The 24,416-nt window shown below is 68.0% G+C and carries 28 protein-coding genes; 12 read left to right on the top strand and 16 right to left on the bottom strand.

Features of this window, described 5'->3' with window-relative positions; all coding sequences use genetic code 11:
* The first annotated feature begins 68 nt into the window (after positions 1 to 68).
* Both K7711_RS39920 and K7711_RS39915 read left to right on the top strand, forming a co-directional pair.
* Positions 69 to 671, top strand: coding sequence for a helix-turn-helix domain-containing protein (locus K7711_RS39920; protein WP_308015162.1), 603 nt, complete (start codon positions 69 to 71; stop codon positions 669 to 671).
* Positions 672 to 901: 230 nt separating this feature from the next.
* Complete coding sequence (locus K7711_RS39915; RefSeq protein ID WP_222976831.1) at positions 902 to 1,432, top strand: hypothetical protein; 531 nt, start codon at positions 902 to 904, stop codon at positions 1,430 to 1,432.
* Between the two features lie 42 nt (positions 1,433 to 1,474).
* Here K7711_RS39915 and yidC read toward each other — a convergent pair whose 3' ends face one another.
* Both yidC and K7711_RS39905 read right to left on the bottom strand, forming a co-directional pair.
* The gene (gene yidC / locus K7711_RS39910) at positions 1,475 to 2,308 is read right to left on the bottom strand and encodes a membrane protein insertase YidC (protein WP_222976829.1); all 834 of its coding nucleotides are present in this window, start codon (positions 2,306 to 2,308) and stop codon (positions 1,475 to 1,477) included.
* An 84-nt stretch (positions 2,309 to 2,392) separates the two neighbouring features.
* Entirely contained in the window at positions 2,393 to 2,683 is a 291-nt protein-coding gene (locus K7711_RS39905; protein WP_222976827.1) for a DUF6412 domain-containing protein, read from the bottom strand.
* A gap of 206 nt (positions 2,684 to 2,889) precedes the next feature.
* Between K7711_RS39905 and K7711_RS39900 the strand changes: the two genes are divergently transcribed.
* On the top strand, positions 2,890 to 3,801 hold the full coding sequence (locus tag K7711_RS39900) for a CE1 family esterase (RefSeq protein WP_222976825.1): 912 nt from the start codon (positions 2,890 to 2,892) through the stop codon (positions 3,799 to 3,801).
* A gap of 117 nt (positions 3,802 to 3,918) precedes the next feature.
* On the opposite strand, the gene K7711_RS39895 is transcribed toward K7711_RS39900, so the two are convergent.
* Both K7711_RS39895 and K7711_RS39890 read right to left on the bottom strand, forming a co-directional pair.
* Complete coding sequence (locus K7711_RS39895; protein ID WP_222977295.1) at positions 3,919 to 4,533, bottom strand: class I SAM-dependent methyltransferase; 615 nt, start codon at positions 4,531 to 4,533, stop codon at positions 3,919 to 3,921.
* Between the two features lie 20 nt (positions 4,534 to 4,553).
* Complete coding sequence (locus K7711_RS39890; protein ID WP_222976823.1) at positions 4,554 to 5,327, bottom strand: DUF4184 family protein; 774 nt, start codon at positions 5,325 to 5,327, stop codon at positions 4,554 to 4,556.
* 63 nt (positions 5,328 to 5,390) lie between these two features.
* On the opposite strand from K7711_RS39890, the gene K7711_RS39885 reads away from it, so the two are divergent.
* Complete coding sequence (locus tag K7711_RS39885; protein ID WP_222976822.1) at positions 5,391 to 6,194, top strand: VIT1/CCC1 transporter family protein; 804 nt, start codon at positions 5,391 to 5,393, stop codon at positions 6,192 to 6,194.
* Between the two features lie 9 nt (positions 6,195 to 6,203).
* Here K7711_RS39885 and K7711_RS39880 read toward each other — a convergent pair whose 3' ends face one another.
* A complete protein-coding gene (locus K7711_RS39880) occupies positions 6,204 to 7,232 on the bottom strand; it encodes a saccharopine dehydrogenase family protein (protein WP_222976820.1) in 1,029 nt (342 codons plus the stop codon).
* A 144-nt stretch (positions 7,233 to 7,376) separates the two neighbouring features.
* On the opposite strand from K7711_RS39880, the gene K7711_RS49135 reads away from it, so the two are divergent.
* Positions 7,377 to 8,267, top strand: coding sequence for an AraC family transcriptional regulator (locus K7711_RS49135; protein ID WP_222976818.1), 891 nt, complete (start codon positions 7,377 to 7,379; stop codon positions 8,265 to 8,267).
* Here K7711_RS49135 and trpS read toward each other — a convergent pair.
* On the bottom strand, positions 8,246 to 9,271 hold the full coding sequence (gene trpS / locus K7711_RS39870) for a tryptophan--tRNA ligase (protein ID WP_222976816.1): 1,026 nt from the start codon (positions 9,269 to 9,271) through the stop codon (positions 8,246 to 8,248). The genes K7711_RS49135 and trpS overlap by 22 nt on opposite strands.
* A 289-nt stretch (positions 9,272 to 9,560) precedes the next feature.
* Here trpS and yczE point away from each other — a divergent pair, with 289 nt between their 5' ends.
* Complete coding sequence (gene yczE, locus K7711_RS39865) at positions 9,561 to 10,274, top strand: membrane protein YczE (RefSeq protein ID WP_235748524.1); 714 nt, start codon at positions 9,561 to 9,563, stop codon at positions 10,272 to 10,274.
* Here yczE and K7711_RS39860 read toward each other — a convergent pair.
* From K7711_RS39860 to K7711_RS39845, 4 genes are all read right to left on the bottom strand, one after another.
* Entirely contained in the window at positions 10,182 to 10,829 is a 648-nt protein-coding gene (locus K7711_RS39860) for a pentapeptide repeat-containing protein (RefSeq protein ID WP_222976813.1), read from the bottom strand. The two genes, yczE and K7711_RS39860, sit on opposite strands and share 93 nt — an antisense overlap.
* Positions 10,830 to 10,920: 91 nt before the next feature.
* Entirely contained in the window at positions 10,921 to 11,616 is a 696-nt protein-coding gene (locus K7711_RS39855; protein WP_222976811.1) for a hypothetical protein, read from the bottom strand.
* Positions 11,617 to 11,733: 117 nt separating this feature from the next.
* Positions 11,734 to 12,135: a nitroreductase/quinone reductase family protein gene (locus tag K7711_RS39850; protein WP_222976809.1), complete on the bottom strand. Its 402-nt coding sequence runs from the start codon at positions 12,133 to 12,135 to the stop codon at positions 11,734 to 11,736.
* 7 nt (positions 12,136 to 12,142) lie between these two features.
* Entirely contained in the window at positions 12,143 to 12,757 is a 615-nt protein-coding gene (locus K7711_RS39845) for an NAD-dependent epimerase/dehydratase family protein (protein ID WP_222976807.1), read from the bottom strand.
* A gap of 134 nt (positions 12,758 to 12,891) precedes the next feature.
* Here K7711_RS39845 and K7711_RS39840 point away from each other — a divergent pair, with 134 nt between their 5' ends.
* Entirely contained in the window at positions 12,892 to 13,680 is a 789-nt protein-coding gene (locus K7711_RS39840; protein ID WP_222976805.1) for a helix-turn-helix domain-containing protein, read from the top strand.
* An 18-nt stretch (positions 13,681 to 13,698) separates the two neighbouring features.
* Here K7711_RS39840 and K7711_RS39835 read toward each other — a convergent pair whose 3' ends face one another.
* Positions 13,699 to 14,619, bottom strand: coding sequence for a LysR family transcriptional regulator (locus tag K7711_RS39835; protein WP_222976803.1), 921 nt, complete (start codon positions 14,617 to 14,619; stop codon positions 13,699 to 13,701).
* A gap of 184 nt (positions 14,620 to 14,803) precedes the next feature.
* Between K7711_RS39835 and K7711_RS39830 the strand changes: the two genes are divergently transcribed.
* A complete protein-coding gene (locus K7711_RS39830) occupies positions 14,804 to 15,469 on the top strand; it encodes a PadR family transcriptional regulator (protein ID WP_222976801.1) in 666 nt (221 codons plus the stop codon).
* Positions 15,470 to 15,643: 174 nt separating this feature from the next.
* Positions 15,644 to 16,852 (top strand): FAD-dependent monooxygenase, encoded by a 1,209-nt coding sequence (locus tag K7711_RS39825; RefSeq protein ID WP_222976799.1) that lies wholly within the window; start codon positions 15,644 to 15,646, stop codon positions 16,850 to 16,852.
* A 57-nt stretch (positions 16,853 to 16,909) separates the two neighbouring features.
* Here K7711_RS39825 and K7711_RS39820 read toward each other — a convergent pair whose 3' ends face one another.
* Positions 16,910 to 18,946: an MDR family MFS transporter gene (locus K7711_RS39820; protein ID WP_222976797.1), complete on the bottom strand. Its 2,037-nt coding sequence runs from the start codon at positions 18,944 to 18,946 to the stop codon at positions 16,910 to 16,912.
* A 196-nt stretch (positions 18,947 to 19,142) separates the two neighbouring features.
* Between K7711_RS39820 and K7711_RS39815 the strand changes: the two genes are divergently transcribed.
* The 3 genes from K7711_RS39815 to K7711_RS39805 all read left to right on the top strand — a co-directional run bounded on the left by K7711_RS39815 (position 19,143) and on the right by K7711_RS39805 (position 20,970).
* Entirely contained in the window at positions 19,143 to 20,018 is an 876-nt protein-coding gene (locus K7711_RS39815) for an oxidoreductase (protein ID WP_222976794.1), read from the top strand.
* A gap of 125 nt (positions 20,019 to 20,143) precedes the next feature.
* On the top strand, positions 20,144 to 20,569 hold the full coding sequence (locus tag K7711_RS39810; protein WP_222976792.1) for a transcriptional regulator: 426 nt from the start codon (positions 20,144 to 20,146) through the stop codon (positions 20,567 to 20,569).
* Between the two features lie 29 nt (positions 20,570 to 20,598).
* On the top strand, positions 20,599 to 20,970 hold the full coding sequence (locus K7711_RS39805; protein ID WP_372460241.1) for a DUF3817 domain-containing protein: 372 nt from the start codon (positions 20,599 to 20,601) through the stop codon (positions 20,968 to 20,970).
* 143 nt (positions 20,971 to 21,113) lie between these two features.
* Here the strand turns inward: K7711_RS39805 and K7711_RS39800 are convergent, their stop codons facing one another.
* The 4 genes from K7711_RS39800 to K7711_RS39785 all read right to left on the bottom strand — a co-directional run bounded on the left by K7711_RS39800 (position 21,114) and on the right by K7711_RS39785 (position 24,107).
* Complete coding sequence (locus K7711_RS39800) at positions 21,114 to 21,719, bottom strand: non-canonical purine NTP pyrophosphatase (protein ID WP_222976788.1); 606 nt, start codon at positions 21,717 to 21,719, stop codon at positions 21,114 to 21,116.
* Positions 21,719 to 22,483, bottom strand: a complete 765-nt coding sequence (gene rph, locus K7711_RS39795; RefSeq protein WP_222976786.1) for a ribonuclease PH — start codon at positions 22,481 to 22,483, stop codon at positions 21,719 to 21,721. Before rph ends, K7711_RS39800 begins: the two co-directional genes overlap by 1 nt.
* Before the next feature lie 94 nt (positions 22,484 to 22,577).
* The gene (locus tag K7711_RS39790) at positions 22,578 to 23,342 is read right to left on the bottom strand and encodes a cyclic nucleotide-degrading phosphodiesterase (RefSeq protein ID WP_222976784.1); all 765 of its coding nucleotides are present in this window, start codon (positions 23,340 to 23,342) and stop codon (positions 22,578 to 22,580) included.
* Positions 23,343 to 23,414: 72 nt separating this feature from the next.
* Positions 23,415 to 24,107, bottom strand: a complete 693-nt coding sequence (locus K7711_RS39785; RefSeq protein ID WP_235748523.1) for a rhomboid family intramembrane serine protease — start codon at positions 24,105 to 24,107, stop codon at positions 23,415 to 23,417.
* Positions 24,108 to 24,416: the final 309 nt, after the last annotated feature.

The following is a 24,416-nucleotide window of genomic DNA, read 5'->3' as shown; positions in this document are numbered from 1 at the left end:
ACAGTATGTAACGACTTAGATGTGACAGACTGTAACGACTCTCGTCCGCGCTGACAAGGATGCATTTCGTGACCACACGCCATCGCCTCGGCCCACACCGCGATCCCGCGGTGGACCGCACGGTGCTCGAGGCCGCCCGCAGCCTGCTCGTCGAACGCGGATACGCCGCGACCTCCATCGATGCGATCGCGACCCGCGCCGGCGTGAGCCGTCCGGCGATCTATCGCCGCTGGCCGTCCAAGGCGCATCTGATCGCCAAGGCGGTGTTCCCGGACGTCGGCTCCGAGCAGGTCGCCCCCGATCTGATCGCCGAGATCCGCAAGGTCATCGGGGGCACGATCCAGCTGTTCGGCTCGGCCGAAGCGCGCGCGGCCATGCCCGGCCTGATGACCGATATGCGCGCGGATTCGGGTTTGTATCAGAAACTTTCGGCCCGCCTGGACACTCCCACGCGCGACGAACTGGCCGAGTACCTGCCCGCCGACCCGGCCTCCTCCCGCCCCGGCCTGAACCCGAACACCCTGCTGGACACGATCGCCGGTGCGGCCCTGTTCGCCATGTGCATCCGCGACGTCGAGGATCTGGACGGCTTCGCCGAATCGCTGGAGGACCTGCTGCTGTACGGCATCGTCGGCGCGCGAAACCGCACGGCGACAAGCGACCCCGACTGACCGGGACGCGCCGCGACGCTCCGGACAACCTCTGGCTGTTCGAACATTTGTTCGATACACTCACTGCGCAGCAGTTCCCGGAGCAACCACGACGGGCGTTCACACCGCACCCCGGACGCAGCGACCCGCTGCCTCACCGAACTTGTCGTACCCCTAGGGCACAATAGCCGTATCGGACGCCGATCAGGTTGCACCGCAAAGTAATCCGCAACCCTAGGAAAGGCGTGTCCATGTCCGAGCTCCGCTCGTCGACGTCCGATGACAGTGCCGGCAGCCGTTTGGTCGCCGAGGCACAGCGGCACCGGGAGCTGCTGCGCAAACCCGTCGAGGACTACCGTCGGCGACTGGTCGTGCAGGCGGGGCTTCTCCGCCCGATGCAGCGCTCACCCCTGCTCACCAGGGCCGAGGAGCGTATCGCGGACCTGATGATCGATCCGGTCCGCCATCGCGAGCTCGACCTCGATGCCTATCTGGCCGTGCGCGACGGGCTGCCGACGCGCTGGGATGCGCGCTGGCAGCGGTTCATCGCGCAGAACGGCTCGCGGGAGATTCCGATCGGGCCGCACACCGCCGAACGCCGGCTGGGCATCATCGCCCGGCTGGCCTCGCGCGATGTCGAGATCGAGCAGATCCTGACGGTCGCGGCGGTGGTGATCGCGCACCCCGCAGGCCCGGACGCGGCGGTCGTTCCGCCCGTCCGGGCGACCAGGCGCGCTGAGGCGCTCTCCACCGCCGCGCAGCCGACCGGGACGCACGGATGAGATGAGGTGCGGCCGTGCGCCGCACCTCATCTCCGCCGTCGGTCAGCTCAGCTGTTCGACCACCGGTTCGGCGTCCACCGGCCCGAATCGCTTGTGCACGAAGTACTGCTGCACGAACGTCCAGGTGTTGCTGGTGGCGAAGTACACCAGCACGCCGATCGGCATGACCAGCCCGGCCGCCAGGGTGCCCAGCGGGAACAACCACATGGTCATGAAGTTGATCAGCCGGGTCTGGGTGGTCATCTCGGTCTGCCGGACCACCGAGGCGCGGGCGGTGAAATGCGTGGCCACCGCACCGATCACGACCAGCGGGATCGCCACCGCGGCGACCGGGACCCAGGCCGATCCGGAGGTCAGCAGGGTCGCGGTCAGCGGCGCGCTGAACAACTTGGCGTGCAGGAAGGACTGCACCTGGGCGACGGAGAAGAAGTAGTTCGAGGTCACCGTCTGCGCCGCGGCCGCGTGCACCGGATGCCACAGCAGGTGCACGATCGAACCGGATCCGGTGCGGCCGAACGAACTCAGCACGTGCAGCAGGCCCACGAAGATCACCAGTTGCACGATCACCGGCAGGCAGCCGCTGAACACGTTGAACTGGTGTTGCTGCTGCAGTGTGCGCATCTCGGCGGCGAGACGCTCCTTGTCGCCGGCGTGCCGTTCCTGCAACTCCTTCATCTTGGGCCGCAGCACCGACATGGTGCGCTGGAACCGCACCTGCGCCACGAACGGCTTGTACAGCGCGGCGCGCAGGGTGAGCACGAGGAACATGATCGCCAGCGCCCAGGCCAGGCCACTGGCCGGTCCGAGGAGGGCGGCAAATCCGGTGTGCCACAACCACAACACGCCGGACAGGGGGTAGTACACGAAATCGAGCATGGGCAAACACCTCACTGCGAGGTACCCGCGAACGGGCCTATGGTGAACAGGGTCGGCGAAGAGGCCGACCGCGCAACCGCGCGGTCAGCCGCCGTGTCCCGGCGCCCTGGGCCGCACCCGGCCCGCTGTGTCCGGATTGCTCTGCCGCAGGAACGATCCGCGCCGCCGCCGTTGCGCCGACACCGGCGGACCGGTGCGAACGACGACCGGCAGCAACCGCACCCGAGTGGAATGCGCCGCCACTACGGCCAATGCCACCAGGACCGCGGTGCCCAGGGCCAGCAGGGAATTCGACTCACCCGCCGGAAACAGCAGCGCAGCCCACACGGAGACGACGAACGCGCACACCATCAGTGCAGTCGATCGCATCACCATGGCCACCAGAGTACCGGCCACACGAACCTGCGCACGCCAGGGTTCCCGGCGCGTTGACCGGCCCGTCCGCGGCGCCGGGGCGGCGATCGCGCTGCCCGCGAGGCGATCCGGCGCATTCCGGGCGAACTCGCGCGCCGACTTGGCCCCCGCTGATTCCCGGAAAATCCGTCCGGTGCCGGACGCGCGGGGCCGCCTATTCTGGTCCGATGAGCTTCGGGGAGGAAGGGCAGCCGATGTCCGGTGAGTTGACAGCGGCCGAGTTGACGGTCGACGGCCGGGTGCGAACGTTCGGGCTGCGCGCGCCGCAGCAGGACGGCGCGCCGCTGGTGCTGGCATTACACGGGAATGCCTCGCGATTGCCGTCGGAGCAGCGACGTCCCGGGCTGATGATGGACGAGTGGACCAGTTTCGGTGCGCACGCGCAGGAGTGGGGGATCGCCGTCGCCTATCCCGACGGATGGGATCGCTGCTGGGCGGACGGGCGCGGCGTCACCCTCGCCGACGAGGCCGGTGTCGATGACGTCGCATTTCTTCGTGAGCTGATCCACTGGTGCGCAGCGGAATTCGGCACCCGCCCGGATTGGACCATCCCGGCGGGGATTTCCAACGGCGCGTTCATGGCACATCGCCTCGGACTCGAATCGAGTGATCTGGTGCCCGCATTCGGCGCGGTCGCCGGGGGTCTGCCGGTCGCGCTGGAGCGGATCGAGCCCACGCACGCGGTATCAGCCCTGCTGATCAACGGAACGGCCGACGAGGCGGTGCCGATCACCGGCGGTTACTCCCGTCATCGTGGGCCGGATGGTGAATTGCGGGGCCGCACACTGGGTTTGGCCGAATCCGCCGCTTGGTGGCAGGCTGCGAACCGGTGTTCGGCCGAAGGCGCGACCGTCACCACCGATCGGTCCAGCAGATATGCCGTCGAGGGCGGGGCCGGTGGCAGCCGGGTCACCGCGTGGACGGTGTTCGACGGCGGGCACACCTGGCCGGGCAAACCGACTCCGCCCGAATGGGACAACGGCCCGAACACCGTGACATCCACCGAATTCGATGCGGCCGAGCAGATCTACCAGTTCGCGCGAGCAGCACTCGTACCAGCCGACGCGCGCAAACTCTGAGGCTCCCCCGCCTCTCCGGGACTTCAGCGTGTCGTCGGGTGCCTCGGCCGTTTCGCTTCGGTCCGACGGTGAGGTGGATCGCGCGAGCATCACCGACTGCTGCGCCTGGACCGAGGCCTAGGCTCGGCGACCGATCAGCAGGTGACCGGGCAACGGCTTGCGTTCGAGGGCACGATGTTCGACGGTCAGGCCGACGCGTTCGAGGGCATCGGTCAGCTCCGCGACCGGACGCAGCCGGAATCCGTGCGCCGTGAACGGCAGGGAGGTCATCGCATCGGGATCGCCGATGCCGATCACGACCCGCCCCTGCGGCCGCAGCACCCGCGCCAACTCCGCACACGCGAGGTCGAGTTCGGCGACGAAGTAGACCGTGTTGACGGTGATCACCGCATCCAGACTCGCATCGGCGAGCGGCAGTTCGGCGAGCGAACCCTCGAGCACCCGCAGCCGCCCGGTCCCGATCTCCCGGGTGAACCGAGATCTGGCCCGCGCCAACATGTCCCGGGAAAGCTCCACACCGTGCACCGTGCCGTCCGCACCGACCCGGTCCAGCAGCAGCGAAAGTCCCACGCCGCCACCGAATCCGATATCGGCCGCCGCCTCCCCCGGCGCGACCGCGGCGCCCAGGACGCTCTCCTGGATCACGAATCGGTTGGTGCGGTCGAGAATCCGACCCACCCCTTTGCCCAGCAGCCCGCTCGGATGTCCGAGCTGACCGGCGACGGTGGACATCACGCGTGCGACAAGCGGGTTCACGCCACGGATGCTACCCCCGGATAGGACCCCCGGCCCGAACGTGTCACCACCGCACCCGCCAGCAGCGCGATCGCCACGACGTACAGCAACCGCACGCCCAGTACGAAGGGCTGAAATGCCAAGGGCATCAACGAGATCAGGATCAGACCCAGCACCGCGACCAGCGCCGCGGCCGACCAGAACCGGCGCGGTGCGCGCGCAACGGCCCGCGGCTCACCGTGCCAGGCTCGGATCATTCCCCGACGGCCGATGTAGTAGAACACCCCGATCGCGAGCACCGCGCCACCCACGGTCGATGCCTGTTGCAGCAGATACCACCACGGCCTGCCGAACAATCCCGCATGCAGCAGCACGGGGAATCGGGCCACCGCCCAACCGTGCCCACCCGCCGGATCATGGGTGAATCCGTCCCAGCAGATGTGCGTGATCGCGCCGATCAGAATCGAATACCCCGTCATGTACCACCGATGCCGCACCGCACCGAGTACGCCGTAGGCGGGCAGATCGAATCCTCCGAGCCGCGGCAGATGCGCCGCGATCGACGGCGCGCCCCACCGAATCACCACCGTCCCCACGATCCCCACCGGCAGACACCACCACAGCAACGCCGCCAGCGCATGCGTCTCGGGCATCGAGAAGAACCCCGCCACCGGATACGACGCGTCCGGCACCGCCGACCCCACCACGAGCGCAACCCCGTCCCACCGCCGCGGCCACCGCATCTTCAGCGGAAGCACGGCCAGCGAATGCGAGGGAAAGGTGAGCGGCATCGGCGGAGTGTATCCACCGACCGCCCACCTCCCAGCCCAGAATCTGCTCCCGCGAATGTCGGCATGACCGTTTCCCGGCGAGCGGCCTCCACCACCGGCGCGTGGGGCGACCGTAGGCTGCTCGTCGTGGACAGGACGGTCGAGGGCTTCGGGGACGGGGACGGGGCGCATCCGCACGAACCGCACGGCAACGGGCTGGCTTCGCGGTTGAACTGGTTGCGGGCCGGGGTGCTCGGGGCCAACGACGGCATCGTGTCGACCGCGGGGCTGGTCGTGGGTGTCGCGGCGGCGACCACCACGACCGCGAATATTCTGACCGCGGGTGTCGCCGGGCTCACGGCGGGCGCGATCTCCATGGCCGTGGGCGAGTACATCTCGGTGAGCACGCAGCGCGATTCCGAACGGGCCCTGCTGTCCAAGGAGCGCCGGGAGCTGGCCGAGGAACCCGATTACGAACTGAACGAACTGGCCCAGATCTACGAGGGCAAGGGATTGTCCGAGGAGACCGCCCGCCTGGTCGCGGAGGAACTCACCGCCCACGACGCCTTCACCGCCCACGCCGAGGCGGAACTCCGCCTGGACCCCACCGAGCTGACCAGTCCGTGGCAGGCGGCGATCTCCTCGGCGGTGTCGTTCACCCTCGGCGCGATTCTGCCGATCCTGGCGATCCTGCTGCCGCCGGTGTCGTGGCGGATCCCCGTGACCTTCGCGGCCGTGCTGATCGCCCTGGCCCTGACCGGTTCGATCAGCTCCCGCCTCGGCGGCAGCAATCCGCGTCGCGCGGTCCTGCGCGTGGTCATCGGCGGCGCTCTCGCCATGGCGGTGACCTACGGCATCGGCCAACTGGCGGGCGTTTCCGGTCTCTGAACCGATATTTCAGTCCTGGCCCACTTGCCACCGCGCCCCCGCGGAGGTCAGGAACTCCAGGAAATCCGCGGGGTCGACGGCCTGTGCCGGAGTCAGCGCACCGGCGGGCGCACCCACCTCGACCAGACGCCGCGCGGTCTCCACGGCGATGACCGCGGTCAGACCGTACGCATCGGGTCCGGTGACCCAGCCGTGGATCCGCTCGCCGTGCCCGCCGGTCATCCCGGCGAACATGAGCCATTGCCCAGCCTGTCGCGCCTGCATCGGGACGACCTCCGGAATCGTCTCGGCCACTTCCTCGGTCAGCCCGGTGAACAACGTCGCCACCTCCGTCCGGATCGCGCCGCGCACCCGTTCGGCCGCGACGTGCCGGGGAATCGTGACCACTCCGGGCAATGCGAAGGCGCGCAACGATGCGAGCCGGGTCTGCCCCGGCGGTGTGATCGGATCGAACTCCTCGCCACTGTCCGGATGCCAGCCACCGGCGGCGTACTCGAGCCCCGTACCACCGACGACCGCGAGCATCGATCGGGCCGTTCCGCGCGAAACACCGCCCGGCGCACGGAGGTCCGCGATCAGAACGTCCCGGACGATCGATACCCGCGCGGCGGCCAGATGCGCGATCAGATCTCCGGGGACGCCGTCGTCCGTCACCCCCGGAACGATTGTCATCGCCGATTCCTTTGCTGCCGAATCGAATTCACCGAGCATCCGATGGATGTGCCGCTGCTCGCCGGCGGTGTCGACGTAGTGCCGCCCGGCCGAGATCGCCGCACGAACCACCGGTTCGCCCCATCGCGTGAACGGCCCGGCGCAATTCACGACCGCATCGCATTCGGCGAAAACCACTGCCATTTCCCGGGTTTCGCCCAGCCCCGCGGCACACACCTCGGCGTTCGGCACACCGGCCTCCTCGGCGGCTCTGCGCAACCGCCGGATGTCCCGGCCCACCAGCACCGGTTCGATACCCCGCCGCCGAGCCTCGGCCACCACCAGCGATCCGGTGAATCCGCTGGCCCCGTACACCGCAATCCTCATCGCACACTCCCGAGTGATGATCCCGTGTCGGCCGAATGCCGACACCACGACGTTACGAACGTCGAATGGGATGCTCCATGCCGGAAAGTCCGGAGAAGATGTCCGATCGTCCGGCACATATGCCTTCCGCAGTACCCTGAGACGGTGGACGTACTCAGCGACGCGGTCGGTGCCATGCGCATCGGCCAACCCCATTCCAATCGCACCGAACTGCGCGCCCCCTGGGGTATCCGCTTCGCGGCGCAGCGCGGCGCGGGATTCCACGTCGTCCTGCAGGGCGCGTGCTGGCTGATCCCGATGCAGGGCGATCCGATCCGGCTGGTGGTCGGTGACGTGGCCTTCATTCCGCACGAACTCGGCCACGCCATCGCCGATTCACTCGACACGCCACTGCGCGGGCCGGGCGAATCCGATGATTCTCCGATCGGCGAGCCGACCACCGTATTACTCTGCGGTGCATACCTTCTCGACCAGAACAGGGTGCATCCGCTGCTGGCCGAACTCCCCGAGGTGGTACATCTGCCCGCGCGCGTGGGCCGCCATCCGACCCTGCGCGGAGCGATCGATCTGCTGGGCCGTGAATTGGACGCCGACCCGCTGCCCGGTGCGCCCGGCGTGCTGCCGCCCCTGCTCGAGGTGCTGCTGCTCTACATCCTGCGCGCCTGGCACGAGGAACAGTCGGCCCGCGACGGCACCGGATGGGCTGCGGCCCTGCGTGATCCCGACCTCGCACCGGCCTTGCAGGCGATGCATCACGACCCGGCCTCCCCCTGGACGGTCCAGCGCCTGGCCAGTCTGGCGGGACTGTCCAGATCGGCTTTCGCGCAACGCTTCACCGCAACAGTGGGCATGCCGCCCCAGACCTACCTGACCTGGTGGCGAATGACCTTGGCAGCCCGCATGTTACGCGAGGCCGACCTACCGCTGCGGTCCGTCGCCGCACGCGTCGGTTACGTCTCGGAGTACGCCTTCGCCAAGGCATTCAAACGCGAGTTCGGCACAGCGCCGGGTCATTATCGTTCCGCACCAGAGTAATTCGCGACCGGTGCCGGTAGGGACACTCGAGCCGGGAGCAGGCCGATGGCCTGCTTGGCGGCGGTCACCGTCTCGCCTGCGATCAGCCGGGCCCGGATTGCGCCGTCCTGCAATATCTTCCGTACCGCTTCCGGGTCCTGGCTCAGCTCGGTGTAGCGGTGGCGGATCGGGTCGGTTATGGCGATGACGGCGTCGGCGACCACGCGTTTCAGGTCGGCGTAGCCGCCGGATCGGGCGGCCACGTCGGCGGGGTCCTCGCCGGTGCAGGCCGCCAGGATGGTGAGCAGGTTGGCTGTGCCGGGACGGTTCTCGGGATCGTATTCGACTGCGGAGCCAGGATCGGTCACCGCGCGCATTACCTTGCGGCGCAATGTATCCGGCGAATCGAGCAGCCGTAGCGATCCGGTGGCCGAGGTCGATTTGCTCATCTTGGCCGTGGGGTCGGACAGGTCCATGATGCGCGCGGCGACCGGCGGATTCACCATGCGCGGGACGGTGAACACCCGACCGTAGGCGGTGTTGAAACGTTCGGCGATATCGCGCGCCAACTCGACGTGCTGCCGTTGGTCCTCGCCGACCGGCACCTCCCCGGCCTGGTACAGCAGGATATCGGCGGCCATCAGCACCGGATAGGTCAGCAGCGACACCCGAACCCGGTCGCTGTCCCGCGATTTCTCCTTGAACTGGATCATCCGCCGCACCTCGCCGTAGCCGGTCGCACTCTCCAGCAGATAGTGCAGTTCGGTGTGCTCGGGGACGTGGGACTGCACCAGGAAGATACTGCGCGCCGGATCCGCCCCGGCGGCCAGCAGCACGGTCGCGAATTCCAGTGTGCGCCTGCGCACCGCGGCCGGATCGTGGTCGAGGGTCAGCGCGTGCAGATCGGAGACGAACACGATGCTCCGGTCCGGAATCTGTTGGTCGACAAGGGGTTTGATCGCGCCGAAGTAATTGCCGAGATGCAGCTCGCCCGAGGGGGTGAAGCCGGTGATACGCCGGGACATGATGTTCCGCCTTTCGCGTGGGGCCGCCCGGCCGGACCGCCACCGCGTCACGCAGACGAGAACGGCCGCCCGATTCGGGCGGCCGTGTTGTTCGGAGCATACGGAGCGCGGCCGCCCGTCAGGGCAGCCACCACGCGAGGCGCGCACAATTCCGCATGCGGGCCAGATTACTGCGGCACACAGGCCGAGTCGAGCGAATTATCCGCACCATCCCCCGATCGAATTTCCAGTCCAGTAATCAACGATTGGATCTGTATTACAGGTCCAGTGGTCGGTCAGGCTGTACACCATGCTCTTACGCCGCCTGCTTGCGCTCTACACCGGACTGTGGATGTACGGCTTCTCGATGGCCGTGATGATCCGCGCCGGGCTCGGCCTGGATCCGTGGGATGTGTTCCATCAGGGCGTGGCCCGGCACCTGCCGATCAGCTTCGGCACCGTCACCGCACTGACCGGTGTCGCGGTGCTGCTGGCCTGGATTCCGCTGCGGCAGCGACCCGGACTCGGCACGGTGAGCAATGTCGTGGTGATCGCCGTCTCGGTCGACAACGCCCTGCACTGGCTGCCGCATCCGCACCTGTTGGCGGTGCAGATCACCACGATGATCGCGGCCGTGGCGCTCAACGCCGTCGCCACCGTGCTCTACATCGGCGCGGGGATGGGACCGGGCCCGCGCGATGGACTGATGACTGGACTGGTTGCCCGCACCGGCTGGTCCGTCTGGCCGATCCGCACCGGAATCGAAGCGACCGTCCTGGCGACCGGCTGGCTGCTCGGCGGCAGCGTGGGTGTGGGCACCGTGGTGTACGCATTCGGTATCGGCCCGCTGATCCACCTGCTGATCCCGCTGGCGCGCCGCGGGCTTCCGGGATTCCCCGTCCCGCAGCGGGAACCGACGCCCGAGCCAGAATCAGTTGTCGCGCACCGTGATCCCGGCCGCACGAGCGAAGGCGGGGGCCAGGTCCAGCAACTGCGGAGTGCTCACCGTTGCGCCGCGGAGTGAATCGATTCCGGCGGTGAGATCCAGCGTCGTCGCGCCGCGCAGGTCGACATCGTGCAGGCTCGAGCCGTGCAGGGTGATCCCGTCGAGCCTGGTCCCCGGAAAACTCACCCGCCGCAGTGTCGCCTCACCGAAGTCGGTGTCCCGCAGGACGCAATCGCTGAACGTCACATCCTGCAGCGAGGCATTGCGCAGATTCACCGAATCGAATTTGCAGCCCTCGAAGCGGATTCGGCGCAACCCCGCACCGACGGCCTCCACACCGGACAGCGCGCACTCCACGAGTTCGGAATTCAACCAACCGCTCTGGCCCAGATTGGTGCCGATCCAGCGCACCGCGCGCAACCAGACATCGTCGAATCGGCCGTACCGGAACGTGCCGCCGGTGAACTGAACCGTGGTCAGCGCGGATTGGGTGAACCGCACGCCCCGCGCGTCGAGTTCACGGAAGTCGAGCCCGTCCACGTGCACACTCTCGTAATCCGCATCGGGCTCGAGTTCCGTCTCGAACGCTTCCAGGAAACGAGCGTACGACAGGTCGGCGAGTTCACGAGGCACTCCAGCACCCTAATACCCCGACCGGACCGTTCGCGCCGTCGTAGCCACACTTCCCTGGTCACAGCCCGGCTATCGCCGACCGCACGCCGGATCAGCGCGGTGGCGGAGGCAGCGGGAACGGAATCTGCGGCAGCTGGAACGGCAGTTTCGGCAGCGCCGGTGGAGGAGCTGGTGCGGGACGCGGCGCAGGAGCGGGGGCAGGAGCGGGAGCGGGCGGCTGGGTGATGACCGGAGCCGGAGCCGGTTCGGGCGGGGGCACATGAACCGGGGCCTGCTGCACCGGAGCCTGCTGAACCGGGGCCTGCTGAACAGTGTGCGGACGCGTCGGCGCAACTGGTGCGGGAGCTGGGGCCTCGGTCGTCACCCGGCGCTGGGTCTGGCACAACCACGCAGGTCCCGGGCCCACCACCCACTGAGCGACCAGGTCGCCGTGCGAGCAGTCCTCACCCTCGTGGTGGATCGAACTCATGATTCCCGGTGGCGCACACACCCACCGGCCATCGCGCTGCTGCCAGCGCGCCGCGATGAAGTCGTGCGTGCAGTCGTCGCCCTCCCGATGCGGCTTCCCCGCGCCCGGCACCCCCTCGGTGCGAACCACGGGCTCCTCGCTGACCGTGACCGTGGTGGCGGTTGAGGTGGACCGAACACCCTGCTCCGATCGAACGGCGAGCACGCCGACCACGACCGCCACCGCGAGGACCGCGACCGCGGCCACCGCCATGTACTTCCCGCCGCCGCGTTCGCCGTCCGGCGGCTCGTTCTCCTGTCCGATCTCGGGTGAAGCCATAGCCGGAACCTTTCGTCCACCAGTCGAACCGCTGATCCGAAAGCCCACTCACCAGGCACGTTAACGAAGATCACGGCACAGGGGACGGTCTGATCCGTATTTAGTTCGGATTGAGACCTACGCGCGGTCGGCGTCCAGGTCGACGCGCACGGTCAGCAGATCGGTGCCGACTGCGCCCACGACGGCGCTGTTGTACTTCGGCAACTCCCGCATGCGGGCCTTGGCGTCGTCCTCGGGCAGCAGGTGCGCGGTCCCGCTGTACCAGCGCCCGTGCAACCGCACCCGCACTCGGTCGTGCGCCTGGATGTTGCGGATGTACTGGGATCGCTCACCGAATTCGGAGACGAACCAGAACGAATCTCCGCGACGCGCCCCGCCGATCGGCGTGTGCCGAGCCTGCCCGCTGACGCGGCCCGTGGTCTCCAACAGAGTCTGACTCGGCAGACGACGCAGAATCGGATTACCGAGATTGCGCTGGAAGGCGGTCACCCAGCGGTGTTGCAGGTCGGCGTTCACCATCTCGTCCTCATTTCACCGGTACGAAATCCGAGGCCCCGTCATCGGTCAGCGAATAGATCCCGCTGCCGAGATCGAGTGCCAGAACTGTCCGAGCGGCGGCCTCGTCGACGTGGATGCGCGGCGAGTCCGGAAGCGCGGCGCCATCCGGGTAATACGTTCCGGGACCGTAGAATTGGCCGTAGCGCAACACCACGCCGCTCAGGCCGAGTACCGAGGACTCCAGGAATTCCTTGGCGGCCTGGCCCTCCCCGGACATCTCCCACGCAACACTCTGCGCCAGAAAGCGTTTCGCGCCCGCGGCCTGCGCCGCCGCGATCAGATTGGCGGTGCCCTCCTTGCGCATCCGCGCATTGGCCGCGCGCCCGGCGGCCAGATCCTCGGCGCTGTCGGGCAGGTCGGTGAGCTGGTGCATCACCAGATCGGGCGCGTAGGCCCGCACCGCCTGCTCGAGCGCGGCGGCGTCGAAGACGTCGCACACCACCGGCTCGGCGCCGAGTTCGGCGAGCATCTCGGCCTTCTCCGGTGACCGGGTCATCCCCGCCACCTGGCATCCGGTCGCAATCAACAACGGAGTCAATCGGCTACCGAGCACACCGCTCGCCCCTGCCAGGAAGATCTTCACCCACCCCAGCCTAGCCACCGCCCGGGCATCGCGGCATAGCTCCGATATACCCCGTGGTGGACCGGCCGGGTCACCGTTGCGCGATTCCCCCGAGGGAATGGCAACGCGGCAGCGCGGGGTCGATCATGGGGACCATGACCACAGTTCTGGCCGCGCCCGCCTTCGGTCGCGAGCTGCGCCGGTGGCGTGGCCTGCGGCGATGGAGTCAGCTCGATCTCGCGATCCGCGCCGACACCACCCAGCGTCATCTGAGCTTCCTCGAGCAGGGCCGCTCGCAGCCGGGCCGGGCGATGGTGGTGCGGCTGGCCGAATCGCTCGGCCTGTCACTGCGCGAGCGCAACGGGCTGCTGGCCGCGGCCGGCTATGCGCCGATCTTCAGCGAATCCAATATGGAGACAACGGAATTGGAGCCGGTCCGCACGGCACTGCGGCAGATCCTGGACGGTCACATGCCCTATCCGGCACTGATCGTGGATCGCCACAGCACCCTGATCGAGTCCAATGCCGCGTTCGATCTGTTCTTCGAGGGCTGCTCCCCCGAACTGCTGCGCGCACCGGTCAACGTGCGACGGCTGGCCCTGCATCCCGACGGACTCGCGCAGCATGTGCTCAACCTGCCCGAATGGGGCCGCCACGTCACCGAGGCCCTGCGCAACCGACTCCGGGCCAGCCCCGATCCCGACCTGGAGGCACTGGCTGCAGAGCTGGAGAGCTACCTGCCACCCACCGATCCCGGACCGGACTACCTCGGATTCGCCGTCCCGCTGCGGCTGCGCACCGCCGCCGGCGAGCTGCGACTGATCACCACCCTGACCTCGTTCGCCACCGCCACCGACATCACCCTGTCCGAACTGCAACTCGAGGCATTCCTGCCCGCCGACGAGGCCACCGCACGGATCCTGCGCGAGCGCGCCCGAACCTGATCATCCACCGTCGACCACTCACCAGCTACGGCCCGCTGCGAGCAGGGCTCGGCGTACGGCGTCGACGTCCGGGAGGGCGGGTGCGCCGATGCGGCGGGCGAGGAACGCGGTGTTGATCGGCGGGTCTTCGGGGTCCAGCAGGGCGACCAGCTCACCCGACTTCAGTTGTGCGGCAACCAGATAACGTGGCAGAACGCTGATTCCCGCGCCCGCGGCGACCAGGGCGGTCAAGGCGCGCAGGTCCGCGGCGACGACGGCCGGTTCGGCATCGAGCCGGGTGTGGAAAACGTGTCGCCAGAACCGACGCAGAATCGGCAGGTCCGCGGCATAGCTCAATAGCGGGACCGTTGCCAGCGCGGTGGGATCCGCCGACCGCAGCCGCCGGGTATCGATGCCCGAGGCCACCGCGGGCGCGGCGACCAGGACGAATTCCTCGTCCATCAGAACCTCGGCGTGCACCGTGCGCCCGCGCGGGCGGATCACCGAGATCACCAGGTCGTACTGTCCGGTGCGCAGTCCGGCCAGCAGGTCCTCGGCCAGTCCGGCGGTCACCGTGAGCCGCACGTCCCGGGCCACCAGCGCAGCCAGCGCGGGCAGGGCCAGGACGGCCAGCATCTCCGCCGGACCGGCCAGTCGCACCGGCGGTTGCGCGGCCGGCGCCTGCGCCCCGCCCCCGGCGATCGCCTCGAGCGCATCCATCGGCCCGGCCAGGCGCGCGGCCAGTTCCTCGGCCGCCGCCGTGGGCACGACCCCGCGCGGCAGACGTTCGAAAAGCTGTCTCCCCAAACACTTTTCGAGCATCTGCAACTGCGTGGTCACGGTGGGCTGGGACAGCCCGATCAACCGCGCCGCCGCGGTCACCGAACCCGCCCGGTAGACCGCGAGAAAGGTCCGTAGCTGAATCAGATCCAGCCCGCCCTCCGCGTTGCGCTCCACCACATCCGTCACCTCGCCCCGTCGCACCGCACCGATCGCACAGCACTGCCGGATTCGCAGTCTATTGAGCCGCGCGAGCCCGGCGCGGCAGGCGATCTACCCGTGGGCGGCACCAAGTCGACTCCATTACTTGCGTACGAATACTCGCCGACGTATATTCGTAGACGAGCAATGGAAGGGAGTCCCGATGAAACGGCGGAAGGTCGGCAATCTGCTGGCGTTGGCTGTACTGGCCACGCTGGTCGAGGGCCCCATGCACCGGTACGAGATCGCGGCCAAGATGCGCAATCGCGGTAAGGAACGCGATATGGATGTCAAATGGGGCTCGCTCTACACCGTGGTGCAGAACCTGGAGAAGCACGGCTTCCTGGAGATCGTCGGCAGCGAACGCGACGGGGCCCGCCCCGAACGCACCATCTACGCGCTCACCCCCGCCGGTCGCGCCGAGACCGAGGATTGGACGCGAGAGTTGCTCAGCACCCCGGCGCCCGTACATCATCCGTTCGTCTCCGGCCTGTCCGTCGCCGCCATCATCCCTCCCGACGACGTCATCGCCCTGCTCGAACAGCGCAGCGAGCGGCTGACCCGCCGGATCGCCGAAGATCGCGCCGAGATGGACAAGGTTCGTGGCGCGGTCCCGCGACTGTTCCTGGTCGAGAACGAATTCACCGTCGCGATGCTCGAGGCCGAGGTCGCCTGGGTGGACGCGCTGCGCGAGGAGATCGCGAGCGGCGCCTTCCCGGACGTCGGCTGGTGGCGCCGAATGCATGCCGAGAACATGGACCCGCAGGAGGTCGCGGGCATGGTGGAGAGGGGGGATTTCACGCAGTCCACCGAAACAACCCAGCAGTAGCAGAAAACGAGCCCGGTCAGGTGCGGCAACACCTTCCCGAGCCCGATTCCCTTTACCGTCCCGAACCGCATCCGCGCAGGCGAACCCGGCCCAAGAGTGGCAACTACAGGATAACTGGGCTCCCCGCGCACGAATCGGATCGGGCATCCACACCCATCCACAGGGAGAACACTCATGTCCGCAATTCGTTCCGCACTGATCATCGGCGGCGGCATCGCCGGACCGGTCACCGCCACCGCACTGCGCATGGCCGGCATCGAGGGCCGCGTCTTCGAGGCGTACCCGGGCCCGGCCCACAACATCGGCAGCACCCTCGGCTTCGCCGCCAACGGCCTTGCCGCACTGGACATCATCGGCGCCGGCGACGCGGTGCGCAAGGTCGCACAGCCGATCCGGCACCAGGTGATGTCGTTGGGCCACAAACACATCGAGATGCCCAGCCTCCAGGACGTCGAGCCGCTGCAGATCGTCGAACGCAGCGATCTGCACCGGGCGCTGCACGATCACGCCGTCGCCGCCGGAGTGGATTTCAGCTACGACAAGCGCCTGATCTCCGTCGACGAGCACGCCGGTGGCGTCACCGCGCACTTCGCCGACGGCACCAGCGCCACCGCCGACATCCTGATCGGCACCGACGGCATCAAATCGAAGGTCCGCACGCTCATCGACCCGAACGCGCCCACGGCGAACTACACCGGCCTGCTGGGCTTCGGCGCATCCGTCGAATGCTCGGTGGCCGTCCCGTCGGACACGATGTACTTCGCCTTCGGCAAGAACGCCTACTACCTCTACAGCGCGATGCCCGACGGCCGGATCGGGTGGGGCGCGAATCTGCCGAACGCGGAGTACATGAGCATGTCCCAGGCCCGCGCGATCCCCAACGAGCAGTGGTTGCGCACCCTGCGGGAGACCTACGGCCAGGACACCCCCGGCGGCGAGTTCGCCCGCAACACCGCACCGGAGGATCTGGTCGTCATCGGCGGCCTGCACATCATGCCGCCGGTGCCGAACTGGTATCGCGGCCGGATGGTCCTGGTCGGCGATGCGGTGCACGCACCCTCGAACAGCACCGGTCAGGGCGCCTCGCAGGCCGTCGAGTCGGCGGTGCAGCTGGCCCGCTGCCTGCGCGACTTCGATGATCCGGCAACGGCTTTCGCGACCTACGAGCGGATCCGCCGCCCGCGGGTGGAGCGGATCGCCGAGCGCGGGGCGAAGATCAACCACGGCAAGACCATGGGTCCGGTGATGCGCCGGATGATGCCGGTGGTCATGCCGCTGGCGGCCAAGGCGATGAAGCTCGAGGAGACCATGCGCCGCGAGCAGAGTTACGTGATCGACTGGGACGCACCGGTGAACGAGCGATCCGAACTGGTCTGGGCCTGAATCGTCCAGTGCGACGGGCGGTTCCGGGCAGCGGGAGATCCCGCTGCCCGGAACCGCTCAGACTCGTGCGGTGAGCAACTCCGGACGATCGGACTCGTCGAGAAGTTTGGTGGCGATGTTGTCCAGCGCCTTGTCGAACAACGCCCGGTCGTTCGGATTCGCGCAGTCCCAGTCATCGATCCGGCCGCACACCCAACTGCGCCAGGCGGCCCTGATCCGATCCGACTCGGCGAGTCCGGCCTCGGTGAGTTGCATTCGCGGACCGTCGAATTCGATGATCCCGAGCTGAACGGCCTTGTCGTACACCGGTTCCAGGACCTCGGGAGGCATCCAGTGCGCGCGGGCGATGGCGTCCAGGGTGGCCTCCCCGCGCGCTCTGCGCAACATCTGCACCTGCCCGATCGCCCAGGCCTGATCCCTGGTCAGCGAGGTGCCCGAGGCCGCCAGGATCATCGGATCGGGCAGTTCGTCCTCGCGCAGCCTGCGCATCAGACTGGCCAGCGCATACTCCAGGCGCACCACCGAATCCGAAGACTCCGGCACCGAGAATCCACCGCCGACGTCCGAAGCCTCCGCACGCATGCTGTCGCGCAACGGAACCTCCTTCAGCAGCCAGGCGACCAGGAATCCCAGGATCGCCACCGGCACCACCCAGCGGAAGACGTGATCGATCGAGGCGGCGTACGCGTCGATGATCGGATTCGCCTGTGCCTCGGGCAATTTGCGCAACAACTGTGGAGTCTGCGCGGTCGTCGGCGACACCCCGGGCGTACGGGCCAGCGCCTCGGCCAGCCTGGTCCCGATCTGATTGTTGTACAGGGTGCCGAAGATCGCGGTGCCGAAAGTGCTTCCGAGAGTGCGGAAGAAGGTCACCCCGGAAGTGGCGGTACCCAGATCCGCATAGGGCACCGTGTTCTGCACGACGATGGTGAGCACCTGCATGGTCAACCCGATGCCCAGCCCCAGTATCAGCATGTACAGCGATTCGAGCCAGATACCGGTGCTGCGCCCCATCGTCGACATCAGATACAGCCCCACCGCCATGACCGCGGTCCCGGCGATCGGGAAGTATCTGTATCGGCCGGTCCGCCCGACCACCTGACCGGACATGATCGAGGTGGTGAACAGGCCCACGACCAGCGGTAACGTGCGCAGGCCGGACGCGGTGGCCGAGATCCCGTCCACATATTGCAGATAGACCGGCAGATACGTCATCGCACCGAGCATCGCGAACCCGACGATGAACGACAGGATCGAGCAGACGGTGAAGACGTTGCTGCGGAACAGATGCATCGGCAACATCGGCTCGGCCGCACGCAGTTCCACGAACACGAACGCGGTCAACAGGATCGCCGCCGCGATGAACAGCCCGATGATCGTGGTCGATCCCCACGCGTACTGCTGACCACCCCATTCCAGGCCGAGGATCAGACAGCTCACGCCGATCGCGACCAGCGCGATGCCCGCGTAGTCGATGATCGGCCGGATCACCGTGCGCACCTGCGGAATCGCCCGTGCCGCAACGATGATCATGATGATCGCGAGCGGGACGTTGACGTAGAAGCACCACCGCCAGCTCGCGTGATCGGTGAACAGTCCGCCCAGGGTCGGGCCGACGACGGTGGTGACGCCGAACACCGCGCCCAGTGCGCCTTGATATTTGCCGCGTTCGCGCAGCGGGATGACATCGGCGATCAACGCCATCGAGGTCACCATCAGCCCGCCCGCGCCGACCCCCTGGATGGCTCGCGCGATGATCAGCAGCAGCATGCCGTTGGACAGTCCGGCGACCATCGAGCCGACGATGAAGATCAGCGCGCTGAGCTGGAAGACCAGTTTGCGGCCGAACAGGTCGCCGAATTTGCCGGCGAGCGCGGTCGCCACGGCCTCGGCCAGCAGATAGGACGTGACCACCCAGGCCATATGCCCCGAACCACCCAGGTCCGCCACGATCGTGGGCAGCGCGGTGGACACGATGGTCTGATCGAGCGCGGCCATGAGCATGCCGAGCACGACTGTGATGAATACGACATTGGCGCGGGTGTGGCTCACGGGAGCCGGCACGTCGGCGACTGCTGCGGGGGCACCGGTCATTAGCTCAGTATGTGCCGGGAACACCGGTTCTACGGGCAGGACACGAAAGACAGCCAGGACCAAGGTCATCTGAGCAAATAATTAGCAAATACGAACACACCGCACAGGAGCCTTCCGCCAGAACTTACTCCTAAGTAAGATTGCTGGCGGGCAGCAGGGCGCTGCCCGGACGACCACACCAGCAAAGGTCCGCGCAATGGCCTGGAAGCCCAGCGAAATTCCCGATCTGACCGGCCGCACCTTCGTCATCACCGGCGCGAACGGCGGCATCGGCAAGCACACCACGGCCGCGCTGGCCGGCAAGGGGGCCAGAGTGATCATGGCCTGCCGCAACACCGCCACTGCCCAGCAGGTCGCCGACGGAATCGACGGCGAGGTCACGGTCGCGGCGCTGGATCTGGCCGATCTGTCCTCGGTCCGCGAATTCGCCGAGCACAGCGGCGAATTCGACGTGCTGATCAACAACGCCGGACTGATGAACATCCCGTTCTCGCGCACCAAGGACGGTTTCGAAACCCAGTGGGGCGTCAACCATCTCGGCCATTTCGCGCTGACCGGACTGCTGCTGGACCGCGTGCGCGATCGGGTGGTGACCCTGGCCAGCATCGCGCATCGCCAGACACCCAAGCTCTGGATCGACGACCTGAACTACGAGCACCGGCGCTATCAGCGCAATCTCGCCTACGCCCAGTCCAAGCTGTCGAACCTGATGTTCGCCCGCGAACTGCAGCGACGCCTGACCGAGGCCGGATCGACCAAACGTTCCTACGCGGTGCATCCCGGCGTCTCGGCGACCGATCTGTTCACCCGGACCGAGACCCTGGTGGACAAGGTGGCCAAACCGGCGATCGCGGTGATCGGGCACTCCCCCGCCCGCGCCGCGCACTCGAGTCTGTTCGCCGCCACCATGCCCGATGCCGATCCGAACCGGTACTGGGGCCCGACTCGGCTGTTCGGTAGTCAAGGGCCCGTGCGGGTATCGCCGTCGAGCAAACTGTCCGAGGACCGCGAGCTGCAGCGCCGACTGTGGGACGAGTCCGAGCGGCTCACCGGCGTGCACTACACGTTCTGATCTCCTCGCGGACCCGGCCCCTGTCGTAGCCCCGGTCACGGGTGCTCGATCGGGGTGACGGTAATCGCTCCCCCGGAGTGGACCTGCCCCTACGGAACGTGTAGTAGACGAGTACCGTGGTAGCCGTGTCCGCTCCGCACCGCCGTCCCGCACTGATCATCCTGGTGATCGTCGCGGCGCTGACCTGCCTCGCTTTGGGCTGGTGGCAGTGGGGACGATTCCAATCCGGGACCGGGACCGGGCAGAACCTCGGCTACGCACTGCAATGGCCGCTGTTCGCGGGCTTCGTGGTGTTCGCCTACGTGCGGTTCGTCCGGCTCGAACGCGAGGCCGACGCCCCCGAGTCCGAACCGCCCGAGATCGTGAAACCCGCTGTGCAGCGCGAGATTCCGGCGGGCATCCTGCCCGAGCGGCCGACCGTGCAGCGCACGCAGGATCCGGTACTCGCCGAATACAACAGGTACCTGGCCGATCTGCACGCCCAGGACCTGCACGAGCAGATGCGTGCCGCCGGGCTCGATGCCCGCGAGACCGAGAGGAGCGCCGGTTGAGCGCCAGCGAGAACATCGAAACCGCCGAAGTGAGCGCACCCGCGGCCGCCCCGGCCCCGGATGCCCCGGCCGCGCCCGCCCGCGGCGCGTCGTCCGCCAAGGTTCGACCGGCATTCCTGCGCTATCGCGTCCTGGCCTGGGCCACCGGTACCTGGCTGCTGTTGCTGTGCGCCGAGATGATCGCCAAGTACGGCTTCGACGTGCACACCCCCAACTGGATCGCCGTGGTCCACGGCTGGGTGTACTTCGTCTACCTGATCGTCACCGCCGACCTCGCCGTCAAGGTCCGCTGGCCCGTCGGCCGCACCATCGGCACCCTCCTGGCAGGCACCATCCCCCTGCTGTCCTTCTTCGTCGAACACACCAACGCCAAACAGGTCAAGCAGGCGTACAACTTCTAACCCGGCGCGCGACAACTGATTTCGAAAGAACATAGGTAACTCGCCGGGTACGCCCAGAAGGTGACCACCTGCTCAACCATCGGCCCGACACCCGGGTTCCCGCGCACCCAACGACCCGCTGAAGTCCCGGGGAGGCGGAACTGCTACTCGGCGAGAGCTGCCAGGGCGGGGAGCAGAGCGCGCAGGGCGCGGCCGCGGTGGGAGGCGGCGTCCTTCTCGGCCGGGGTGAGTTCGGCGGCGGAGACGGTGCCGCCGTCGGGGACGAAGAGGGGGTCGTAGCCGAAGCCGCCGTCGCCGGCGGGTTTGCGGGCTATGTGACCGGGCCATTCGCCGATCTCGACGACCTCGCGACCGTCGGCGACCAGGGCGCAGGCGGAGACGAACTGTGCGCCGCGACGCTCGTCGGGAACGTCGGAGAGCTGGCCCAGCAGCAGGTCGTTGTTGGCCGGATCGTCGCCGTGGCGGCCGGACCATCGCGCGGACAGCACGCCCGGCATTCCGTTCAGGGCGTCCACCGCGATGCCGGAATCGTCCGCGACACAGGCCAATCCGGTGGCCGCAGCACCGTCGCGGGCCTTGGCCAGGGCGTTCTCCTCGAAGGTCGCGCCGGTTTCGGGAGCCTCCTCGTACGGGGGCACCTCGTCGAGTCCGACGATCTCGAGCCCCTCGACGCCGGCCTCGGCCAGAATCCGGCGCAGCTCGCCGAGCTTCTTGGCGTTGCGGCTGGCGACCAGTACCCGGCGCGCCACTACTTCTTCTTCTCCGGCCCGGGCAGCACACCCGGATACGGCTGCTCCAGCGCCGCCTTCTGGACGGCGAACAGCTGCTCGCATCCGGCCAGCGCGGAATCCAGCATTTTGTCCAGGGTGGAGCGCGGGAACGTCGCCCCCTCGCCGGTGCCCTGGATCTCGACCAGAGTTCCGGTGTCGGTGGCGACCACGTTCATATCGACCTCGGCGCGCGAATCCTCCTCGTACGGCAGGTCCAGGCGCACCCGTCCGTCGACCACGCCGACGCTCACCGCGGCGATCATGCACGAGATGGGCTGCGGGTCGGCCAGGCGTCCGGCCGCCCCCAGATAGGTCACCGCATCGGCCAGCGCGACGTACGCACCGGTGATCGCGGCGGTACGGGTGCCGCCGTCGGCCTGCAACACGTCGCAGTCGATGGCGATGGTGTTCTCTCCGATCGCGGCCAGGTCGATGCAGGCGCGCAGCGAGCGCCCGACCAACCGGCTGATCTCCTGGGTGCGACCGCCGACCTTGCCCTTCACCGACTCACGCCCGCTGCGGGTGTGCGTGGCCGCGGGCAACATCGCGTATTCGGCTGTGAGCCAGCCCAATCCGGAGTCCCGGCGCCACGGGGGAACCCCATCGGTGACGCTCGCGGTGCACATCACCCGCGTCTGCCCGAACTCCACCAGCACCGACCCTGCGGGATGAGTGGTGAATCCTCGGGTGATGCGGACCTCGCGGAGCTCATCGTCCGCCCTGCCATCGGCTCGTCTCGACACAGCCAGCAGCCTAGTGGTAGCCGATCACCAAATCCGCGCTCCCCCCGAATCTCTCCTGCCGAGAGCCCGGACGGCGCCGCACACGGGGCGAGTCCTAGATATCGAAGACCTCACCGGGCGAAACCGCGTGCACCGGACCGGTGAACTGCTCCTTCGCCTCGGCGATGACGTCCTCGCGCGAGGTCCACGGCGGAATGTGGGTCAGCAGCAACTCACCCACCCCGGCCTGGGCGGCGACCATCCCGGCCTCGGTGCCGGACAGGTGGATGCCCTCGGGACGATTGCCCGGATCGTGCGTCCAGGACGCCTCGGCGAGCAGGACGTCCGCGCCCTGCGCGAGTTCGAACACCGCCGGGCACAGCGCGGTGTCCCCGGTGTAGACCAGGGTGCGCCCGGCAGCGGTGGTGATCCGCAGGCCGTAGGACTCCGGCGGGTGATACATCCGGCGCGCGGTGACGGTGTGCCCGGGACCGAAGCCGATCGACTCGCCTTCTTTCCAGGCGCGCATATCGATCACATCGGACCAGTCGTCGCATTCCCCGCCGACCTCGGCCGAGGCGTTGCCGATCCGCAGCGGTGCGTCCGAGGGACCGCGCACGATCGCGCGCCCGCTCGGCGGATTCGGGTGGTATCGCCGCCACACCAGCAGACCCGGCATATCCAGGCAGTGGTCGGCGTGCAGGTGGGTCAGGAAGATGTCGACCTCACCCGGATCCAGATGACGTTGCAATGCGCCCAGCACGCCGGGGCCGAAGTCGATCACCGTCGGAGTCATCTCCGGGCCGGTCAGCAGATATCCGGAGGCGGGGGAATCCGGGCCGGACACGCTGCCCGAGCACCCGATGACGGTAAGGCGCATTCCCCCATGCTCCCACGCTGCACTACTGGTCAAGAGGGGATCCCCCAACTCGTCGGCCGGGGTCCACAGCCGTCACGGCGAGGCGGGGCGGCCGACACTATCCCCGCGACGATGACGACGTTCATTACCGGAGAGTACCCAACCGGCTATCAGTCCACCCAACGCGCCGAAAAGATGTGCTTGCCACGAGATTCCGGCCTGTCCAGGCAGTGCGCCCCACAGAATTCCGCCGTACAGCAGCCCGACGATCACGCCCAGCAGGACCTGCCAGACGTTGCGCGCGAACAACCCCCGCGAGATCAGATACAGCAGCCAGCCGAACACCAGACCCGACGCACCGACCGTGGTCGTCCCGGAAGCGCTGATCAGCCAGGCGCCCAGGCCGCTGACCACCCAGATGATCGCGGTCGCACTCAACCCGCGGCCGATCCCGGTCAGCATGGTCAGCAGTCCGAGCACGATCACCGGCAGCGTATTGCCCATCAGATGCGCCCAGTTCGCGTGCAGCAGCGGCGCGAACGCCACCCCCTCGAGCCCCGCCGCACTCCGCGGCCGGATCCCGGCCTGGTCGAGGTGGTGTCCGGCGAGTACGTCGATCCCCTCGATGACGTACAGCAGCGCCACGAACCCGAGCGTGATCGCGATCGCCCGCGCCCACAACTGTTTCGCCGCCGCCCGCGACACGCCCCCGGACGTCTTGTCCAATTGCGCGCGCACAGACGCGATCCGATCCGGATCGAACGACGATCCCATCCCCGCGGTCATCGGACCTCACCTCCTCGCAAGGTCCGCACACCCGCCGATTCGGAAATCCGGACCCCACCCCTACGAGAATACTGGCCGCACTCCACCCGTCACCCACACACCGAAACCATCGGCCCAGATCCCCCATCAACCCCGACGCCGCTGGCGCGCCCTACTCGAGAGAGGAGGGCATCTCGGCACCCGACCACCTCGCGAAGCACCCAGCGGCGAAGCGTCTCCGTCTCGCTGGAAGTCGCCCGCGAAGCGAAAGGCTCAACAAGGCCAACTCCAAGTTTTTCGGCGCGGGCCCTCCGTCTGCCCCCCCCCGGC

Origin of the sequence: Nocardia coffeae (genome assembly GCF_019890715.1) — a bacterium.
In the GTDB taxonomy this organism is placed as follows: domain Bacteria; phylum Actinomycetota; class Actinomycetes; order Mycobacteriales; family Mycobacteriaceae; genus Nocardia; species Nocardia jiangxiensis.
This window is presented reverse-complemented; position numbering and strand designations above follow the sequence as displayed.

What these genes read in the sequence shown, in the direction of transcription:
- K7711_RS39915 (WP_222976831.1), top strand. Translation starts at nt 902, where the DNA reads ATGTCCGAGCTCCGCTCGTCGACGTCCGATGACAGTGCCGGCAGCCGT.
- K7711_RS39855 (WP_222976811.1), bottom strand. Translation starts at nt 11,616, where the DNA reads ATGGCTTCACCCGAGATCGGACAGGAGAACGAGCCGCCGGACGGCGAA.
- K7711_RS39815 (WP_222976794.1), top strand. Translation starts at nt 19,143, where the DNA reads ATGGCCTGGAAGCCCAGCGAAATTCCCGATCTGACCGGCCGCACCTTC.
- K7711_RS39825 (WP_222976799.1), top strand. Translation starts at nt 15,644, where the DNA reads ATGTCCGCAATTCGTTCCGCACTGATCATCGGCGGCGGCATCGCCGGA.
- K7711_RS39840 (WP_222976805.1), top strand. Translation starts at nt 12,892, where the DNA reads ATGACCACAGTTCTGGCCGCGCCCGCCTTCGGTCGCGAGCTGCGCCGG.
- K7711_RS39905 (WP_222976827.1), bottom strand. Translation starts at nt 2,683, where the DNA reads ATGGTGATGCGATCGACTGCACTGATGGTGTGCGCGTTCGTCGTCTCC.
- K7711_RS39880 (WP_222976820.1), bottom strand. Translation starts at nt 7,232, where the DNA reads ATGAGGATTGCGGTGTACGGGGCCAGCGGATTCACCGGATCGCTGGTG.
- K7711_RS39820 (WP_222976797.1), bottom strand. Translation starts at nt 18,946, where the DNA reads ATGACCGGTGCCCCCGCAGCAGTCGCCGACGTGCCGGCTCCCGTGAGC.
- K7711_RS39885 (WP_222976822.1), top strand. Translation starts at nt 5,391, where the DNA reads ATGACCGTTTCCCGGCGAGCGGCCTCCACCACCGGCGCGTGGGGCGAC.
- K7711_RS39790 (WP_222976784.1), bottom strand. Translation starts at nt 23,342, where the DNA reads ATGCGCCTTACCGTCATCGGGTGCTCGGGCAGCGTGTCCGGCCCGGAT.
- trpS (WP_222976816.1), bottom strand. Translation starts at nt 9,271, where the DNA reads ATGTCCCGGCGTATCACCGGCTTCACCCCCTCGGGCGAGCTGCATCTC.
- K7711_RS39890 (WP_222976823.1), bottom strand. Translation starts at nt 5,327, where the DNA reads ATGCCGCTCACCTTTCCCTCGCATTCGCTGGCCGTGCTTCCGCTGAAG.
- K7711_RS39830 (WP_222976801.1), top strand. Translation starts at nt 14,804, where the DNA reads ATGAAACGGCGGAAGGTCGGCAATCTGCTGGCGTTGGCTGTACTGGCC.
- K7711_RS39785 (WP_235748523.1), bottom strand. Translation starts at nt 24,107, where the DNA reads ATGACCGCGGGGATGGGATCGTCGTTCGATCCGGATCGGATCGCGTCT.
- K7711_RS39895 (WP_222977295.1), bottom strand. Translation starts at nt 4,533, where the DNA reads ATGTCCACCGTCGCCGGTCAGCTCGGACATCCGAGCGGGCTGCTGGGC.
- K7711_RS39900 (WP_222976825.1), top strand. Translation starts at nt 2,890, where the DNA reads ATGAGCTTCGGGGAGGAAGGGCAGCCGATGTCCGGTGAGTTGACAGCG.
- yczE (WP_235748524.1), top strand. Translation starts at nt 9,561, where the DNA reads ATGCTCTTACGCCGCCTGCTTGCGCTCTACACCGGACTGTGGATGTAC.
- yidC (WP_222976829.1), bottom strand. Translation starts at nt 2,308, where the DNA reads ATGCTCGATTTCGTGTACTACCCCCTGTCCGGCGTGTTGTGGTTGTGG.
- K7711_RS39850 (WP_222976809.1), bottom strand. Translation starts at nt 12,135, where the DNA reads ATGGTGAACGCCGACCTGCAACACCGCTGGGTGACCGCCTTCCAGCGC.